Source organism: Mycetohabitans endofungorum, assembly GCF_002927045.1.
Taxonomy (GTDB): domain Bacteria; phylum Pseudomonadota; class Gammaproteobacteria; order Burkholderiales; family Burkholderiaceae; genus Mycetohabitans; species Mycetohabitans endofungorum.
Window position 1 is genome coordinate 81,626 of the sequence record NZ_PRDW01000008.1, and the last position, 17,120, is coordinate 98,745.

Annotated in this window: 15 protein-coding genes and 1 pseudogene; 12 read left to right on the forward strand and 4 right to left on the reverse strand. The window is 64.5% G+C overall.

Going from position 1 to position 17,120, the window contains the following annotated elements:
* Window positions 1–129: 129 nt before the first annotated feature.
* The gene (locus B0O95_RS09290) at window positions 130–405 is read left to right on the forward strand and encodes a ribonuclease domain-containing protein (RefSeq protein WP_370641721.1); all 276 of its coding nucleotides are present in this window, start codon (window positions 130–132) and stop codon (window positions 403–405) included.
* Between the two features lie 144 nt (window positions 406–549).
* On the forward strand, window positions 550–1,098 hold the full coding sequence (locus B0O95_RS09295; protein ID WP_076787432.1) for a barstar family protein: 549 nt from the start codon (window positions 550–552) through the stop codon (window positions 1,096–1,098).
* Between the two features lie 53 nt (window positions 1,099–1,151).
* Here the strand turns inward: B0O95_RS09295 and B0O95_RS09300 are convergent, their stop codons facing one another.
* Window positions 1,152–1,907 (reverse strand): 16S rRNA (uracil(1498)-N(3))-methyltransferase, encoded by a 756-nt coding sequence (locus B0O95_RS09300; RefSeq protein WP_104077648.1) that lies wholly within the window; start codon window positions 1,905–1,907, stop codon window positions 1,152–1,154.
* A 112-nt stretch (window positions 1,908–2,019) separates the two neighbouring features.
* Complete coding sequence (gene speE, locus B0O95_RS09305; RefSeq protein WP_463605577.1) at window positions 2,020–2,910, reverse strand: polyamine aminopropyltransferase; 891 nt, start codon at window positions 2,908–2,910, stop codon at window positions 2,020–2,022.
* 329 nt (window positions 2,911–3,239) lie between these two features.
* Here speE and tkt point away from each other — a divergent pair, with 329 nt between their 5' ends.
* Window positions 3,240–5,273: a transketolase gene (gene tkt, locus B0O95_RS09310; RefSeq protein WP_104077650.1), complete on the forward strand. Its 2,034-nt coding sequence runs from the start codon at window positions 3,240–3,242 to the stop codon at window positions 5,271–5,273.
* A gap of 78 nt (window positions 5,274–5,351) precedes the next feature.
* Window positions 5,352–6,362, forward strand: a complete 1,011-nt coding sequence (gap, locus tag B0O95_RS09315; RefSeq protein ID WP_104077651.1) for a type I glyceraldehyde-3-phosphate dehydrogenase — start codon at window positions 5,352–5,354, stop codon at window positions 6,360–6,362.
* Between the two features lie 78 nt (window positions 6,363–6,440).
* Here the strand turns inward: gap and fur are convergent, their stop codons facing one another.
* The gene (gene fur, locus B0O95_RS09320) at window positions 6,441–6,869 is read right to left on the reverse strand and encodes a ferric iron uptake transcriptional regulator (protein ID WP_076785463.1); all 429 of its coding nucleotides are present in this window, start codon (window positions 6,867–6,869) and stop codon (window positions 6,441–6,443) included.
* A gap of 153 nt (window positions 6,870–7,022) precedes the next feature.
* Between fur and B0O95_RS09325 the strand changes: the two genes are divergently transcribed.
* The 7 genes from B0O95_RS09325 (at window position 7,023) to B0O95_RS09360 (ending at window position 14,952) form a co-directional block, all read left to right on the forward strand.
* On the forward strand, window positions 7,023–7,793 hold the full coding sequence (locus tag B0O95_RS09325) for an outer membrane protein assembly factor BamE (protein ID WP_233203266.1): 771 nt from the start codon (window positions 7,023–7,025) through the stop codon (window positions 7,791–7,793).
* Window positions 7,793–8,590 (forward strand): 4-hydroxy-tetrahydrodipicolinate reductase, encoded by a 798-nt coding sequence (dapB, locus tag B0O95_RS09330; RefSeq protein ID WP_104077653.1) that lies wholly within the window; start codon window positions 7,793–7,795, stop codon window positions 8,588–8,590. The genes B0O95_RS09325 and dapB overlap by 1 nt, the downstream gene beginning before the upstream one ends.
* A gap of 210 nt (window positions 8,591–8,800) precedes the next feature.
* Window positions 8,801–11,395: a leucine--tRNA ligase gene (gene leuS / locus B0O95_RS09340; RefSeq protein ID WP_104077654.1), complete on the forward strand. Its 2,595-nt coding sequence runs from the start codon at window positions 8,801–8,803 to the stop codon at window positions 11,393–11,395.
* 23 nt (window positions 11,396–11,418) lie between these two features.
* A complete protein-coding gene (locus B0O95_RS09345) occupies window positions 11,419–11,967 on the forward strand; it encodes an LPS-assembly lipoprotein LptE (protein WP_199180485.1) in 549 nt (182 codons plus the stop codon).
* 13 nt (window positions 11,968–11,980) lie between these two features.
* Entirely contained in the window at window positions 11,981–13,132 is a 1,152-nt protein-coding gene (gene holA / locus B0O95_RS09350; protein WP_104077656.1) for a DNA polymerase III subunit delta, read from the forward strand.
* Between the two features lie 119 nt (window positions 13,133–13,251).
* The gene (locus tag B0O95_RS09355; RefSeq protein WP_104077717.1) at window positions 13,252–14,523 is read left to right on the forward strand and encodes a glutamate-5-semialdehyde dehydrogenase; all 1,272 of its coding nucleotides are present in this window, start codon (window positions 13,252–13,254) and stop codon (window positions 14,521–14,523) included.
* 12 nt (window positions 14,524–14,535) lie between these two features.
* A complete protein-coding gene (locus B0O95_RS09360) occupies window positions 14,536–14,952 on the forward strand; it encodes a CopD family protein (RefSeq protein ID WP_199180483.1) in 417 nt (138 codons plus the stop codon).
* Between the two features lie 31 nt (window positions 14,953–14,983).
* Here B0O95_RS09360 and B0O95_RS09365 read toward each other — a convergent pair.
* Window positions 14,984–15,201: pseudogene (locus B0O95_RS09365) on the reverse strand (transcriptional regulator); the annotation flags it as partial.
* Window positions 15,202–15,275: 74 nt separating this feature from the next.
* On the opposite strand from B0O95_RS09365, the gene edd reads away from it, so the two are divergent.
* Complete coding sequence (edd, locus tag B0O95_RS09370; RefSeq protein WP_104077658.1) at window positions 15,276–17,111, forward strand: phosphogluconate dehydratase; 1,836 nt, start codon at window positions 15,276–15,278, stop codon at window positions 17,109–17,111.
* Window positions 17,112–17,120 lie beyond the last annotated feature (9 nt).

Here is a 17,120-nt window from a genome sequence, read left to right on the forward strand (position 1 = left end):
ACTCCCACCCCGTGTGCCGGTCAGGAAATTAACCTTGCAATTGTCTAACACCATTGATTATTAAGGCGATTCGGGATAACCTTACGTTTTTAATGGTCGTGTACGCGTCCTCTTCGCGAAACGAGATACATGATCGGCAAGTGGCTCCGTTACGGCGTGCTTGCGGTGAACGTGTCCGCCACCAGCGTGCCTGGCTTGGTTTCCACCGCGTGGGCGCGATACTCGCCGCCGTCGGACGCGCCCCTTGGCGCCATGCTCGGCGGGGTGTTGATTGCCGGTCTGCCCGGTGAAGCGCAGTTCACGTTCAAATCGATCCAGGCCGGCGGCCCGTTCCCTTATCCGAAGGATGGCGAGGTGTTCGGTAATTTCGAGCGACACCTGCCGGTGCGGCTCCGTGACTATTAGCACGAGTACACGGCGAAGACGCCGCGCGCGCTATCGTGGAGTACGAAGAATCGTCTGCGGGGGAGCGCCGCGTTATACCGGTGAATGCTATGACACCGGCGACCATTACGCGTTTTTCAAATGAATTGTGGGATGACTACGGTTATGAGCGACAACACTTATTCGCAAGGCACCGGGGTCGCGAGCGATATCTTCGCGCTGAACGACAGCAGGTTGTTTCAGCGCGTGCTGCGCCAGCAGGACGCCGAACGTGAGCAGCGCCGTATCGACGCGCTGCTGTTCAATGAGGGAAACATGAGCCTTTTCAAGACGGTGCGCTCGAACATCGTGCAATCGATCCGTGCGTTCCGCGTGCCGGAGCTGGCCGACGAGGCGGCCCGGCTGGGCCACCATTTCCTGTATGCATATTGCGCGGCCGCGCAGACGAAGGCGGAAGTGCTCGAGACGATCTCGACGTCGTTTCTTTTCCCGAAGCACTTCGGTAAGAACTACGATGCGCTGTACGACTGCCTGACCGACGCCGTGCATAAGGCGGGAGCGCAACCTGGTTTCGTGATCGTGCTCGAGGGGTTGCCCGCGACGCAAAAGTTCGACAAGGAGGCGCGGGAGACACTGCTCGATGTGTTCCGCGAGGCGGCCGAATTCTGGGCCGAGCGGAAGGTGAACTTCCGCGTGTTCTATTCGTTTGCTTGACGCAGTTCGGCTCGCCCGCGCGTGACTTGACATGGGCGGCCCACGCCGGCTTCTCACCACCCGCCCCAGCGCGCCGCCAGCGCGGCGAGCACCGCGATGCCGGCCGTCTCGGTGCGCAGCACGCGTGGGCCTAGGCCAAGCGGCATGAAGCCGTGGGATATCGCGGCTGCCTCCTCGGTGGCCGACAACCCGCCTTCCGGCCCGATCATCACGATGACCGGCGCAGCGGGCGCGGTGCCGGGCAGTGTCGCGAACGGCTGCTCGGCGCGCGGTGACAGTAACAGACGCAGTGCATTGTCGCGGGGCGGGGCCGCGCAGGACTCGAGCCATGTCATGACGTCGGTGAGCGGCGCAACGTCGGGCAGCCGATTACGCCCGCATTGCTCGCATGCGGCTCGCACCAGCGCCTGCCAGTGCGCGTGGCGCCGAGCGGCGCGCTCGTCGGTCAGCCGCACGACGCTGCGCGCGGTCATCAGCGGTATCACGCCGGCCACGCCCAGTTCGACGGCTTTCTCCAGCAGCCAGTCCATTTTGTCGCCCCCGGCGATGCCTTGCGCTAACACGACGCGATAAGGCGGCTCGACCTCCCGCGCGTCGAAGCGGCCGACTTGCACCGTCGCTGAACGCTTATCCAATTGAAGCAATTCGGCCTCGAACTGGCCGCCTTCGCCGTTGAACAGGATCGCCTTGTCACCGGCCTGCAGCCGCAGCACGTGCATATGACGCACGACATCGTCCGGCAGCGACGTGCTGTGGCCGCTGTGCAGCGGCATGGGGACAAAAAAGCGAGGTGGCGATAGTGTGGTCATTGTCGAAAGGGCAGGGTGTGGCGTGTGACGCGCGCGTGCGCACCGGCCGGATTGTGTCATAACCACGGTGGCGCAAGCGAGCCGCCGTCCGGCGGTGCGTCGCGGCGCGGCATCACTTCGGCGCCGTACCGCAATCCGGTATCCGCTCGATGAAAAAAGCATCGTGGCGGGACGGGTCGTAGTGTTCGAGCCCGGACAATCCCCATTGCGCCGCGCGCTCGGCCGCCCGTTGCGCGGGCAGTTGTCCGGCATCGAGCGCGTCGCTGACCACGGCCATCTGCCACAGCGAGCCATATAGCGGCACATACGTCTGCATGAGCGCGACATGGCCAAACGCGGCGCGCAGCGTGCCGAGCAGTGCCGCGACCTGGCCGGGCTGAAACAGCGGCGAGCCGAGGTGGATCGACAGCACTGCATCGTCCACCATGCGGGTGCGCAGCAATGCGTAAAAACTGTGCGTGTACAGCGTTGAAGCCGGCGAATTGGGCGGCGTCAAGTCGAACACGACTGCGTCGAAGCGCTCCTGTGTGTGCTGCACGAAGTGCAACGCGTCACCCGTGACGATCTGCACGCGCGGATCGTCGAGCGCGCCACGGTGCACGCGCTGTAGGTGGCGTCGCGCCATTGCCACGACCGCAGGATCAAGCTCCGCGATGACGATGTGCTCCAGTGCCTTGTACTTGAGCCACTGCCGCGCCGCACCGCCATCGCCGCCGCCGAGAACCAGCACGCGCCGCGGAGGCTGCTCCCGCGACAGCGCGCCGGGGTGCACCATGCTTTCGTGATAGAGGTATTCGTCGCGCTCGGACGTCATCGGGCGCTTGTCGAGCACGAATAGCTTGCCGAGCAGCGGCGTCTCCCAGACCTCGATATGCTGGTACGCCGAGTCGATCGTTTGCAGCCGCCGCGCGCCGGTGAACGTGTACGCATAATGCGCGCACGGGCGCAACGTCAGTGAGTTGCCTTGCGCGTCCGGGCGGTCGGCGTTGTCCGGGCGGTCGATGTCGTGCGCGGGGGCGGCGTCGTGAATGGGGTCGGCGGGCGGCACGGCAGGCGGCGGCGTGCGGGATGATGGCGGTTTCGGTTCCAATCGGCAAAGCTCCTTGACGGTGGCATGGCGTCGCTGTGGCGGTGTGGCCAGGCAGTTTGCGATCCCTGCGCGCACGCCCGTGGCGCGGCGCAACATCGCCAAGCAGCGGCAGGCCTGTCTGTTAGAATAATGCGCTTTGCGACGCTTCGCGCGCGGGTGTGCCCGCATGCGATTCCCATTGCGCCGGCGCGGCCGCGACTCGCGACGCGCGCGGCCCTGCTTTTCCTGAGTCCGGACCCGACATGACAACCCCGCCCGACACCCAGACCACCGTGATGGCCAACGCAATCCGTGCGTTGGCCATGGACGCCGTTCAGCAAGCCAATTCCGGCCATCCGGGAATGCCGATGGGCATGGCGGAAATCGCCGTGGCGCTGTGGCAACGTCATCTGCGGCACAATCCGGCTAATCCGCATTGGGCGGACCGGGATCGCTTCGTGCTGTCCAATGGGCATGGGTCGATGCTGCTGTATGCGCTGCTGCACCTGAGCGGCTATGACTTGCCGATGGACGAGTTGAAGCGTTTCCGCCAATTGCATTCGAGAACACCTGGCCATCCAGAGGCCGGGATCACACCGGGTGTCGAGACGACCACTGGGCCGCTGGGTCAGGGATTGGCCAATGCGGTGGGCATGGCGCTGGCCGAAGCGCTGCTGGCGGCGGAATTCAACCAGCCTGACGCGAAGATCGTCGACCACTACACGTACGTGTTCGTCGGCGATGGCTGCCTGATGGAAGGCGTGTCGCACGAGGCCTGCTCGCTGGCGGGCACGCTGGGGTTGTCGAAGCTGATCGTGCTGTATGACGACAACGGCATTTCGATTGACGGGGATGTCGGGCACTGGTTCGCCGACGATACGCCGAAGCGTTTCGAGGCCTATGGCTGGAACGTAATCCGCGCGGTCGATGGCCACGATGTGGACGCAGTCGACGCGGCCATTCGCGTCGCGAAGCAGTCGGACAAGCCGACGCTGATCTGCTGCCGTACCGTCATCGGCAGGGGGGCGCCGAACAAGGCCGGCGGCCACGACGTGCACGGCGCGCCGCTGGGCGCGGCGGAGATTGCCGCGACGCGTGCAGCGATCGGCTGGGGCGCCGAGCCTTTCGTGATTCCGCAGGACGTCTATGCGCTGTGGGACGCGAAGGAGACGGGCGCCCAGGCCGAGCGCGAGTGGAATGAAGCCTTTGCCGCATATCGCGCGAAGTATCCGCAGCAGGCGACTGAGTTCGAGCGCCGTATCGCCGGCCGGCTGCCGGCGCATTGGGCTGATGCCGCGCGGCGGCTGATCGCCGCCGCCAACGAGCGTGCTGAGACGGTTGCGACCCGTAAGGCGTCGCAGCAGGCGATCGAGGCGCTGGCTACGGCGTTGCCGGAACTGCTGGGCGGTTCGGCGGATCTCACCGGTTCGAACTTGACCAACTGGAAGGCCAGCAAGCCGGTACGCGCTGGCCGTGAAAGCGGCGCGCAGGTACTGCAATGGGGCAATCACGTCAACTACGGGGTGCGTGAATTCGGCATGAGCGCGGCGCTCAACGGCATTGCGCTGCACGGTGGCTACTTGCCGTTCGGCGGCACGTTCCTGACCTTCTCGGACTACAGCCGCAACGCATTGCGGATGGCCGCACTGATGAAGACCCGCTCGATCTTCGTGTTCACGCACGACTCGATCGGGCTCGGCGAGGATGGCCCGACGCACCAGTCGATCGAGCACGTGTCGAGCCTGCGCCTGATTCCGAACATGGACGTGTGGCGCCCGGCCGACACGGTCGAGACCGCGGTGGCCTGGACCCAGGCGGTCGAGCGCCAGGGGCCATCGTCGTTGATCTTCAGCCGGCAGAACCTGGCGTTCTGTGCGCGGACCGACGTGCAGATTGCGGCGGTCGCCCGGGGCGGGTACGTGCTGCGCGACTGGAATGACGACATCCCGGCCCGCAAGGTCATCTTGATCGCGACGGGCTCCGAGGTCGAGCTTGCGCTGAACGCCGTCGAGCCGCTTGCGCGCGTGGGCATCGGCGCCCGTGTCGTATCGATGCCCTCGACCACGGTGTTCGATCGGCAGGATGCCGAGTGGCGCGAGCGCGTCCTGCCACGCGGCGTGGCGCGGGTGGCGATCGAGGCCGGTGTCACGGCGTTCTGGCACAAATATGTGGGAATCGACGGCGGCGTGGTCGGGATCGACACGTTCGGCGAATCGGCGCCCGCCGGCGTGTTGTTCAAGCATTTTGGCTTCACGGTTGATAACGTCGTCGATACCGTGAAGTCGATACTGGGTTAAGCCGAGGGTGTGTGACGTGCCGACCGCGCGTCGCACACGCTCGCTCGAGCGTTGCCATTTACCCATTAGGAGATAGACATGACGATTCGCGTCGCAATCAACGGTTATGGCCGTATTGGCCGCAATACGCTGCGGGCCCATTATGAGGGTGGCAAGAAGCACGACATCGAGATCGTGGCGATCAACGACCTCGGCAATGCCCAGACCAACGCGCATCTGACCCAGTATGACACTGCGCATGGCAAGTTCCCGGGCACCGTCTCGGTTGACGGCGACTACATGATCGTCAACGGCGACAAGATCCGCGTGCTCGCGAACCGCAACCCGGCCGAGCTGCCGTGGGGCGATCTCGGTGTGGATGTCGTACTTGAGTGCACCGGTTTCTTCACGTCGAAGGAGAAGGCGAGCGCGCACTTGAAGGGTGGTGCAAAGAAGGTCGTGATTTCGGCGCCGGGCGGCAAGGATGTCGATGCGACGATCGTTTATGGCGTGAACCACCAGGTGCTGAAGGCGTCGGATACGGTCATCTCGAACGCCTCGTGCACGACGAACTGCCTTGCGCCGCTGGTCAAGCCGCTGCACGACAAGATCGGCGTCGAGAACGGCCTGATGACGACGATTCATGCGTACACGAACGACCAGGTGCTGACCGACGTGTACCATGAGGACCTGCGCCGCGCCCGCTCGGCCACGCACAGCATGATCCCGACCAAGACCGGCGCGGCAGCAGCCGTCGGGCTGGTGCTGCCGGAGCTGAACGGTAAGCTGGATGGCTACGCGGTGCGCGTGCCGACGATCAACGTGTCGATCGTCGACCTATCGTTCATCGCGTCGCGCGATACGAGCGTGGACGAAGTGAACAAGATCCTGAAGGAAGCGTCGGAAGGCGCGCTCAAGGGCATCCTCGCCTACAGCGACGCGCCGCTGGTATCGGTTGACTTCAATCACAACCCGGCGTCCTCGACATTCGATGCGACGCTCACGAAGGTGTCGGGCCGTCTCGTGAAGGTGTCGAGCTGGTACGACAATGAGTGGGGCTTCTCGAACCGGATGCTCGATACGACGGTGGCGCTGGCCAACGCGAAGTAACGCTCGAACACACAAGAAGCAGTGTGTGCGACAAAAAAGCCGCCTGGCCGGGCGGCTTTTTTTCGGCGCGCAACGCGATCAGGGCTTGCGGTGCGGGCAGTTTTCCTTCGTGCAGGAGCCGTACATCGCGAGCGCGTGCTCCTGTAGCTTGAAGCCCCGTTCTTGGGCGATCAACTGCTGGCGGTGCTCGATCTCGGGGTCGTAGAATTCCTCAACCCGGCCGCAGTCCAGGCAGACCAGATGGTCGTGATGCGTACCCTCATTGAGTTCGAACACCGCTTTGCCAGACTCGAAGTTGCTGCGCGTGAGTAGGCCGGCCTGCTCGAACTGCGTCAGCACGCGATAAACAGTCGCCAGGCCAATATCTAGCTCCTCATTGAGCAAGTTGCGGTAGACGTCTTCCGCGGTCAAGTGGCGCACGGAACTGTGTTGGAAAATCTCCAGAATCTTCAGGCGCGGCAAGGTTGCCTTGAGCCCCATGTTCTTGAGGTCAGCGGGATTGGTCATCGCTAGGCATCCCTAGAGTACAATGCAAGGTTCTAATAGTAATGGGTTTTTGGGTATTCCGGTCGACGCAGGCGTGTCTCGGACCCAAATCAATTAAAGCGTCAGACGCGTTTTATGGGTGAAATGAGTTCAACGTTCTTCTCCGGATCGCGCATGCGCGCCACAGCCTTTTCGGTAACGGCCCGCGTCGTCTTGCTCGCCGCCGTGGCTTCGCTCGGTGCATGCAAGACATACGACAGCCTGACGCAACGCATCGCGCGTTCGATCACCCCATACCGGATCACGGTCGTGCAGGGCAACTTCGTATCGGCCGAGGCTGCATCGAGGCTACGCGTCGGCATGTCCCGTGATGAAGTGCGCAGCGTGCTGGGCACACCGCTGCTCACCGACCTGTTCCATGCCGATCGCTGGGACTATGTGTTCTATTTCAAGCGCGGCTCGACTTCTATTGTGCAGCAGCGAGACCTGGTCGTGAATTTCGTCGGCGATCGCGTGGCAAGCTGGATAGGGGCCGACGATCTGCCATCCGAGTACGAGTTGATTGCCGAAATCGATGGTGACCGCAAGGGTTTGAAGAAAGCGGAAGCCGAGGCCGCCGCGGCCAAGGCGGCAAAGGCCGCTGCGGCTGACGCGTCGGCGGCGGCGGCGAGCGCGCCGGTTGCGCAGGCGCCGGTGCCCGGCACGGCCGCGGCGAGTGGCGTCAGCGATGTCAGTGTGTTGCCGTCGTCGCAAGCCGCCAACGAGGAAGCCGCGGCCGCGGCGAACCGCGTGACTGCTCAGGTCGCGCCGCAGCACATCGCGTTGCCGCCGACTGGCGTCGCACCGTCGCCGGATCCGTCAACCGGCCTGGCGCCGCCCAGTGCCGCGGGCCTGCAGAACCAGCCGGTGCTCGAGCGCAGCGGCGCTCAAGGGACGCGTCAATGATGAAGATTGCCATCGCAGGAGCATCGGGCCGCATGGGGCAAATGCTGGTCGAAACGGTGCTGAATACGCCGGAAGTCATGTTGTCGGGCGCGCTGGAGCGCGCGGGCGCTGCCGCGCTGGGGCAGGACGCCGGCGCGTTCGCCGGGCGGCAGACCGGTATCGCGATTACCGACGACGTGGAGCGCGTGCTTGCGCATGCAGACGTGCTGATCGATTTCACGCGGCCCGAGGGCACGCTTGAATACCTGAAGGCGGCGCGCCGGCACGGCACTCGCATGGTGATCGGCACGACGGGTTTTGCCGAATCGCAGAAGGCCGAGTTGGCCGCCGCCGCGCAGACGCTCGGGATCGTGTTCGCACCGAACATGAGCGTGGGCGTGAACGTGACGTTGAAGCTGCTGCAAGTGGCCGCTGCGCATTTCGCCACCGGTTACGATATCGAGATCATCGAGGCGCATCACCGGCACAAAGTTGATGCGCCGTCCGGCACAGCGTTGCAGATGGGCGAAGTGATTGCGACGGCGTTGGGTCGTGATCTGGCATCCTGTGCCGTGTACGGACGCCATGGCGTGACCGGTGAGCGCGACCCGTCGACGATTGGGTTCTCAGCCATCCGCGGCGGCGACATCGTCGGCGACCACACGGTGATGTTCGCCGGCACCGGCGAGCGGATCGAGATCACGCATAAGTCGGCGAACCGGCTCGCGTACGCGCAGGGCGCGGTACGGGCCGCTCGTTTCCTGGCCGGCCGACCGGCGGGGCTGTACGATATGTGGGACGTGCTAGGCCTGCGCTAGCCGTCGTGCGCACGCGCGTGGCGCATCGCAACTGGCGCCGGCGCAGCTGGAACTGCGGGCTGACCATGCGACCCGCTACGAGTCGATTGCCGGCGTGATGAGCGCCGCGCAGACGCTATAATCGGCGTTTCCCCTGGCTTTCCCGAGGCGCGGTACTGCATGTGCGCCCCTGCGCGGCATACCGTAAGCCGATTGTCCCCGACGACCATTATGCAAGATAAATACGTTCCCGCCGATGTCGAATCCGCCGCGCAGCAAGCATGGCGGGACAACGATGTCTATCGTAGTGCTGAGCGCGCCGACAAAAAGAAATTCTATTGCGTGTCGATGCTGCCATACCCGTCGGGCAAGCTGCATATGGGGCACGTGCGCAACTACACGATCAATGACGTGATGTATCGTCACCGGCGCATGAACGGGTACAACGTGCTGATGCCGATGGGCTGGGATGCGTTCGGGATGCCGGCGGAAAACGCGGCGATCGCCAACGGCGTGCCACCGGCCAAGTGGACATACGAGAACATCGCCTACATGAAGAAGCAGATGCAGGCGATGGGGTTGGCGATCGATTGGTCGCGTGAGATTGCGACATGCAAGCCGGACTACTACAAGTGGAACCAGTGGTTGTTCCTAAAGATGCTCGAAAAGGGCATCGCGTATAAGAAGACGGGGACGGTGAACTGGGATCCAGTCGATCAGACCGTGCTGGCCAACGAGCAGGTCGTCGACGGGCGCGGCTGGCGTTCCGGCGCGGTGGTTCAGAAGCGCGAGATCCCGATGTACTACTTGCGAATCACGGACTACGCGGAACAGTTGATGCAGGACCTGGACGCGCTGGGGTGGCCCGAGCGCGTGAAGGTGATGCAGCACAACTGGATCGGCAAGAGCTATGGCGTGAACTTCGGTTTCCCGTATGAAATCGATGGGCAGCAGCAATTGCTGCGCGTGTTCACGACCCGCGCGGACACGATCATGGGCGTCACGTTCGCAGCCATCGCTGCCGAGCACCCGCTCGCCACGCGGCTGGCGCGGGATCAACCCACGTTGCAGGCGTTCATCGACGAGTGCAAGCGCGGCGGGGTGGCCGAGGCGGACATGGCGACGATGGAGAAGAAAGGCGTGTCCACCGGCTTCTTTGTCAAGCATCCGCTGACCGGCGCCGACATCGAGGTCTGGATTGGCAACTACGTGCTGATGAGCTATGGCGAAGGCGCAGTGATGGGCGTGCCGGCCCACGACGAGCGCGACTTTGCGTTCGCGACGAAGTACCGTTTGCCGATCAAGCAGGTCGTCGCGGCGCAGGAGAAAGTGTATTCGACTGAAGCGTGGCAGGACTGGTACGGTGACAAGGACGCCGGCGTCTGCGTGAACAGCGGCAAGTATGACGGCATGCACTACGAGCAGGCGGTGGAGGCGATCGCGGCGGATCTAGCCGCGAAGGGGCTTGGCGGCAAGCAGGTCACGTACCGGTTGCGCGACTGGGGCATTTCGCGTCAGCGCTATTGGGGCACGCCGATCCCGATCATCCATTGCCCGAGCTGTGGCGATGTGCCGGTGCCGGAGCAGGACTTGCCGGTGTTGCTGCCCGAGGATCTGGTGCCGGATGGCAGCGGCAATCCGCTGGCCAAGTCCGAGGCGTTTATGCACTGTACGTGCCCGCGCTGCGGCGCCGACGCGAGGCGCGAGACGGACACGATGGACACGTTTGTCGATTCCGCGTGGTATTTCTCGCGCTATGCGTGCCCGGACGCGCCGACGATGGTGGACGCGCGTACCGACTATTGGATGCCGATGGACCAGTACATCGGCGGCATCGAGCATGCGATTTTGCACCTGCTGTATTCGCGCTTCTGGGCCAAGGTGATGCGCGACCTCGGGCTGACCGACTTTTCCGAGCCGGCGACCAATCTGCTCACGCAGGGCATGGTGCTCGACCAGACGTACTATCGCGAGGACGCGACCGGCAAGAAAACGTGGTTCAATCCCTCCGACGTGACGTTGTCATACGACGACAAAGGGCGTGCGGTCAGCGCGGTGCTGCACGCCGATGGCCAGCCGGTCGAGATGGGCGGCGTCGAAAAAATGTCGAAGTCGAAGAATAACGGCGTCGATCCGCAACATCTGATCGATTCGCACGGCGCCGATACCGCGCGACTATTCACGATGTTCGCAGCGCCGCCCGAGCAGTCGCTCGAATGGTCCAGTGCCGGTGTCGAAGGCGCGAGCCGTTTCCTGCGACGGTTGTGGGCGTTCGGCTACGCGCATCATGCAACGTTTGCGACGCGGCCGGCGCTGGACGCTGCGACGCTGAACGAAGCGGGCAAGGCGCTGCGCCGCGAGATTCACTCGGTACTCAAGCAGGCCGACTTCGACTATCAGCGGCTGCAGTACAACACGGTCGTGTCCGCGGCGATGAAAATGCTCAACGCACTGGAGTCGGCCAAAGACGTCGGCGCCACGGTCCTCTACGAGGGATATGGCATCCTGTTGCGCGTACTGTATCCGGTGGTGCCGCACGTCACGTTTACGTTGTGGCGCGAACTTGGTTACGCGACGCAATTCGGCACGCTGCTGGACGCGCCGTGGCCGAAGGTGGACGAGCAGGCGCTGGAGCAAAGCGAAGTCGAACTGGTGCTGCAGATCAACGGCAAGGTGCGCGGCGCGCTGAAGGTGACCAACGGCGCGCCACGCGAGGCGATCGAGCAGGCGGCACTCGCGCACGAAATGTTCGACAAGTTCGGCGAAGGCAAAACGCCGAAGAAAGTGGTGATCGTGCCGGGACGGCTCGTGAACGTGGTCGTTTGAGGGCCTGCATGACTGAATCGAAATTGACGCGCCGATCCTGCATTGTGCTTGCCGCGGCGGCGTTGTTGCTGTCCGGATGCAGCTTCCAGCTGCGCGGTAACTATGGCTTCCCGTTCAAGCGGCTCGCGCTGGTCGGCCCGGATCCGGAGCTTGGCGCACGGATTCAGCGGATGGTCGAGGGTGGCAGCCAGACGCGGATCGTCAAGAGCACCGACGGTGCGGACGCGATCCTGTCGATTTCGGAGGGGCGCGGCACCGGGGCGCTGACGCTCAATGCGGCCGGACAGGTCAACGAGTACGAACTCGACTACACGATGTCGTACCAGCTGGTCGGCGCGGACGGCACAGTGTTGTTGCCGCCCAGCGTGATCCGCATCAACCGGGCGATGACCTATTCCGACCAGTACGCGTTGGCGAAGTCGCAGGAGTTCGAGTTGCTGTATCGAGATATGCGCAACGACGCGCTAGACCAGCTGTTGCGGCGTATGAGCGCAGTGCGCGAGCTGCACCCGACCCATGGCGGGGTTCGCGCGGTAGCGCCGCGCGCGCCGCTGCCCACGCCGCCGCTGTAACGGACACGACACGATGCAACTGCGCGCAGACGCCCTGGAGTCGCACCTGGCCAAGACGTTGGGTCGCTTGTACGTCGTGTACGGCGACGAGTCACTGCTCGCGCAGGAAGCCGTGGCGCGCATCCGCGCCGCAGCGCGCGCGGCCGGTTTCACCGAGCGCAACGTATTCTCTGTCGAGCGCGGTTTTGATTGGAGCCTGCTGCTCGGCGCCACGCAATCGATGTCGTTGTTCGGCGAGCGGCAGCTGATCGAATTGCGCATCCCGACCGGCAAACCGGGCAAGGATGGCGGTGACGCATTGAAGGCGCTGGCGGCATCGGACAATCCCGATGTGCTGGCGTTGATCGCATTGCCGCGGCTGGACGCGGCGACGCAAAAGACGGCATGGTTCACTGCCTTGGTCCAGGCTGGTGTGGCGATACGCATCGACACGGTCGAGCGTGCGCAGCTGCCGAACTGGATTGCGCAACGGCTCGCGGCGCAGCAGCAACGCATCGTCGCCGGCGACGAAGGGCGGCGCGCGCTGCAGTTCATCGCCGAGCGGGTCGAGGGCAACCTGCTCGCCGCGCATCAGGAAATCCAAAAGCTCGGCCTGTTGTATCCTGCCGGCGAATTGACGCTCGAGCAGGTGCAGGACGCGGTACTCAACGTCGCCCGCTACGACGTGTTCAAGCTCAACGAGGCAATGCTTTCCGGCGATGTTGCGCGCTTGGCGCGGATGCTCGATGGATTACGCGGCGAAGGCGAGGCGACGGTGCTGGTGCTGTGGGCTGTCGTAGAGGAAATCCGTGCGCTGGCGCGAATCAAGCGGGGGCTGGCTGCCGGCAAGCCGTTGGCGATCCTGATGCGCGAGAATCGCGTGTGGGGGCCGCGTGAACGGCTGATGGGCCCCGCGCTGCAGCGCGTCGATGAACGTTCGCTCGAACGGGCGCTGGCGCTCGCGGCGCGGCTGGACCGGCAGGTCAAGGGGCTCTGCGGTGGGGTGCCGGCGCGTGTAGGCGTCGCGCCCGCTCGCGCGTCACTGCCGCCGGCCGATCCGTGGGATGGCTTGTTCGATCTGGCGATGACGATTGCGCGGCCCGGCGGCAGCGATGGCGGGCGCCGGGCGGGTGGCGGTGCGCCGCACGGCGCCACCGCCACTGCCGTGCGGGCGATACGACCGTAGTCTTACAATAGAGGCCATCGCACTGCCGCGTGGCGCGGCGGGTCGCGCGCAACGGCTTCGATCTGTGCGGACTGGGCGTGCACAAACCAACCGCATTCACGCACTACGGGAACACGAAGATGGACATTGACCGCTACATGACCGATCTGGGTCGCCGCGCGCGCGCGGCGTCAAGGGCGATCGCCCGGGCGCCGGGGGCCGCGAAGAACGCGGCGCTCGAACAGATCGCGCTGGCGATCCAGGGACAGGCCGGCGCGCTCCAGCGCGCGAATGCGCGCGATGTCGAGCGGGCACGGGCCAACGGGCACGATGCGGCCTTCATCGACCGACTGACGCTGTCGGACAAGGCGCTGACGACGATGGTCGAAGGCCTGCGGCAGGTTGCGGCGCTGCCTGACCCGATTGGCGAGATCACCGGCATGAGGACGCGTCCGACCGGCATTCAGGTGGGCCAGATGCGGGTGCCGCTCGGTGTGATTGGCATCATCTATGAGTCGCGGCCGAATGTCACGATCGATGCTGCCGCGCTGTGTCTGAAATCGGGCAACGCGACGATCCTGCGCGGCGGCTCGGAGGCGATCGAATCCAATACCGCGCTTGCCGCGCTGATCGCCGAGGCGCTGCGCATGAGCGGCCTGCCCGAGGATGGGGTGCAAGTGGTCGGTACGCCGGATCGGGCGGCGGTTGGCAAGCTGATCACCATGACCGACTACGTCGACGTGATCGTGCCGCGCGGTGGTAAGCGCTTGATTCAACGGTTGGTCGATGAAGCGCGGGTGCCGATGATCAAGCACCTGGACGGCGTGTGCCATGTCTACGTGGATGATGGCGCCGATGTCGGCAAGGCGCTGGCGGTATGCGATAACGCGAAGACGCATCGGTACGGCACTTGCAACACGATGGAGACGCTGCTCGTCGCACGGGGCATCGCGCCGACCGTGTTGCCGTTGCTGGGCAAGCTGTACCGGGACAAGGCTGTCGAGTTGCGAGTGGACCCGGCTGCACGCGTGATCCTTGCCGATGCCGGTGTCGCGCCGCTCGTGGATGCGACCGAGGCCGATTGGCGCACCGAATACCTGGCGCCAATGCTTGCGATCAGGGTGGTGGACGGCATCGACGCGGCGATCGAGCACATCAATACGTATGGCTCCGCGCATACCGATGCGATCGTGACCGAGCACTACGATCGCGCGATGCAGTTCCTGCGTGAGGTCGATTCAGCCAGCGTGATGGTCAATGCGTCAACGCGCTTCGCGGACGGCTTCGAATACGGGCTGGGCGCCGAAATCGGCATCTCGAACGACAAGCTGCATGCGCGCGGTCCGGTGGGCCTCGAGGGGCTAACGTCATTGAAATACGTCGTGCTGGGTCACGGCGAAGTGCGGCAATAAAGGGGTTTGCGCATGTTGTGGATCAAGACCTTTCATATCGTGTTGATTGCCTCCTGGTTCGCGGGACTGTTCTATCTGCCCCGCATCTTCGTGAACCTGGCGATGGAGATCGAGCCTGCCGCGTCGCGGCGCTTGCTGGTGATGGCGCGCAAGTTATATCGCTTCATGAGCCTGATCGCCGTGCCGGCGCTCGTGTGCGGGCTCTGGCTATGGCTCGTGGTGGGCATCGGTCGTGGGCAGGGGTGGATGCATGCGAAACTGGCGATCGTCGTGCTGCTGATCGTCTATCACGCGATGTGTGGCAGGTTGCTCGCCACGTTTGAGCGGGGCGCGAACCGCCGCTCCGACCGATGGTATCGGATGTTCAACGAATTGCCGGTGCTCGGCTTGCTCGGCGCTGTTGCGCTGGTGGTCTTCAAGCCCTTTTGAGCGGTATTCATCCCTTCCGAACGGCCTGTCATCAGTCGCGCGCGGCCACACGGCGTTGTGCGACGACTTTCTTAGCGTCGCCCAGCCGGTCGACCAGCGCTGGTCCCTTGCGCAGCGCGACGCCGACCGCGAGGATGTCGCCAATCACCAGGTGTGACATGCGCGAGATCATCGGCGAGAATACGGCGGTTTCCTCGGCGATGTTGCCAACAGGCTGATTGTGGCCAGCCGCGCCAGCGGCGAGTTGCTGAACTTGCGACCCCTCGGCGATTCAAACCTTCCGGCGCACTTGCGCGTGCCGCCCGTTTCCAGGAGCGATTCCTATGGCTTCGTTGCACCCCCGGCTGACGGCAGTGACCGATCGCATCATCGAGCGCAGCAACGCAACGCGGCGCGCCTATCTTGCCCGGATCGAGCATGCGCAAGGACAGTTTCCTGCGCGCGGCGTGCTGTCTTGCGCGAACCTGGCCCACGGTTTTGCGGGGCTCGAAGGGCAGGACAAGATCGCGATCCGTGCGATGCGGCAGCCGAATATTGGCATTGTGTCGGCCTACAACGAGATGTTATCCGCGCATGCGCCGTACCGCGACTTTCCCGACATCATCAAACAGGCGGCGCGCGAAGCGGGTGGCATCGCGCAATTTGCCGGTGGCGTGCCCGCGATGTGCGACGGCATTACGCAGGGCAACGCCGGCATGGAACTGTCGCTGTTTTCCCGCGAGACGATCGCGATGTCAACGGCGATCGCGTTGACGCACAACATGTTCGACGCGGCGCTGTGCTTGGGCATTTGCGACAAGATCGTGCCGGGCCTGTTGATCGGCGCGTTGCAATTTGGCCACTTGCCGACGATCTTCGTGCCCGCCGGGCCGATGACCAGTGGCCTGTCCAATGATGAGAAAGCCAAGATCCGCCAGCAGTTCGCCACCGGCGCTGTAGGGCGCGACGTGTTGCTCGACAGCGAGGCGCGTGCGTACCATGGCCACGGCACCTGCACGTTCTATGGCACGGCGAACTCGAACCAGCTGCTGATGGAAATCATGGGCCTGCACTTGCCCGGTGCCGCGTTCGTCCATCCGCATACGCCGCTGCGCGATGCACTCACCGCCGAGGCGGCACGCCGCGTGCTGCAACTGACCGCGCAAGGCGCGCACTACACGCCGATCGGCCGCGTGATCGACGAGAAAGCGATTGTCAACGGCATCGTCGCGCTGCTGGCCACCGGCGGCTCCACCAACCATACGCTGCACCTGGTGGCGATCGCCCGCGCGGCCGGCATCGTGATCGACTGGAACGACTTCGATGACCTATCGCGTGCAGTGCCGCTGCTCGCGAAGATTTATCCAAATGGCAAGGCGGACATTAACCACTATCACGCGGCGGGCGGCATGGCGTTCCTTACGCGCACGCTGCTCGACGCAGGCTTGCTGCACGACGATGTGACGACCGTTGCCGGCGCTGGCTTGTCGGACCATTACACGCGCGAGCCCAGACTGGTCAACGGCAAGCTGGTCTGGATCGACGGCCCGCGCGAGAGCCACGACAAGGCCGTGCTGCGCAGCGCGGCGGAACCGTTCCAGCCGGATGGCGGGCTGCGATTGGTGCAGGGTCGGTTGGGCCGAGGTGTGATCAAGATTTCCGCGGTCGCGCCGCAACATCGCAGTGTCACCGCGCCGGCGATCGTCTTCGATTCGCAGGAAGGCGTGCAGGCCGCCTTCGATCGCGGTGAGCTGGAGCGCGATTGCGTCGCCGTGGTGCGATTCCAGGGGGCAAGAGCCAATGGCATGCCCGAGCTGCACCGGCTTACGCCGCTGCTGGGCGTTTTGCAGGACAAGGGCTTGCGCGTGGCGCTGGTGACCGACGGCCGGATGTCGGGCGCCTCGGGTAAGGTACCGGCGGTGATCCACCTGTCGCCTGAGGCGCTGCTCGACGGCCCGCTCGGCAAGGTGCGCAGCGGCGATGTGATTACGCTCGATGCAGAAGCCGGGCGATTGGACGTGGACGTGGACGAGGCCGAATGGGCGCGCCGCGCGAACGAAAAGCCCGTGCATCGCCACGAGCATGAACTGGGCTTTGGCCGCGAGCTGTTCGGCGTTTTCCGTGCCGCTGCGCTGCCGGCCGAGCAAGGGGCGTCGGTGTTCGGCGCGATGACCGAATGAGGGCATCGT

Coding starts and splice junctions, on each gene's coding strand:
- B0O95_RS09290 (WP_370641721.1), top strand. CDS start 130: ATGATCGGCAAGTGGCTCCGTTACGGCGTGCTTGCGGTGAACGTGTCC.
- B0O95_RS09295 (WP_076787432.1), top strand. CDS start 550: ATGAGCGACAACACTTATTCGCAAGGCACCGGGGTCGCGAGCGATATC.
- B0O95_RS09300 (WP_104077648.1), bottom strand. CDS start 1,907: ATGACCACACTATCGCCACCTCGCTTTTTTGTCCCCATGCCGCTGCAC.
- tkt (WP_104077650.1), top strand. CDS start 3,240: ATGACAACCCCGCCCGACACCCAGACCACCGTGATGGCCAACGCAATC.
- gap (WP_104077651.1), top strand. CDS start 5,352: ATGACGATTCGCGTCGCAATCAACGGTTATGGCCGTATTGGCCGCAAT.
- fur (WP_076785463.1), bottom strand. CDS start 6,869: ATGACCAATCCCGCTGACCTCAAGAACATGGGGCTCAAGGCAACCTTG.
- B0O95_RS09325 (WP_233203266.1), top strand. CDS start 7,023: ATGCGCGCCACAGCCTTTTCGGTAACGGCCCGCGTCGTCTTGCTCGCC.
- dapB (WP_104077653.1), top strand. CDS start 7,793: ATGAAGATTGCCATCGCAGGAGCATCGGGCCGCATGGGGCAAATGCTG.
- leuS (WP_104077654.1), top strand. CDS start 8,801: ATGCAAGATAAATACGTTCCCGCCGATGTCGAATCCGCCGCGCAGCAA.
- holA (WP_104077656.1), top strand. CDS start 11,981: ATGCAACTGCGCGCAGACGCCCTGGAGTCGCACCTGGCCAAGACGTTG.
- B0O95_RS09355 (WP_104077717.1), top strand. CDS start 13,252: ATGGACATTGACCGCTACATGACCGATCTGGGTCGCCGCGCGCGCGCG.
- B0O95_RS09360 (WP_199180483.1), top strand. CDS start 14,536: ATGTTGTGGATCAAGACCTTTCATATCGTGTTGATTGCCTCCTGGTTC.
- edd (WP_104077658.1), top strand. CDS start 15,276: ATGGCTTCGTTGCACCCCCGGCTGACGGCAGTGACCGATCGCATCATC.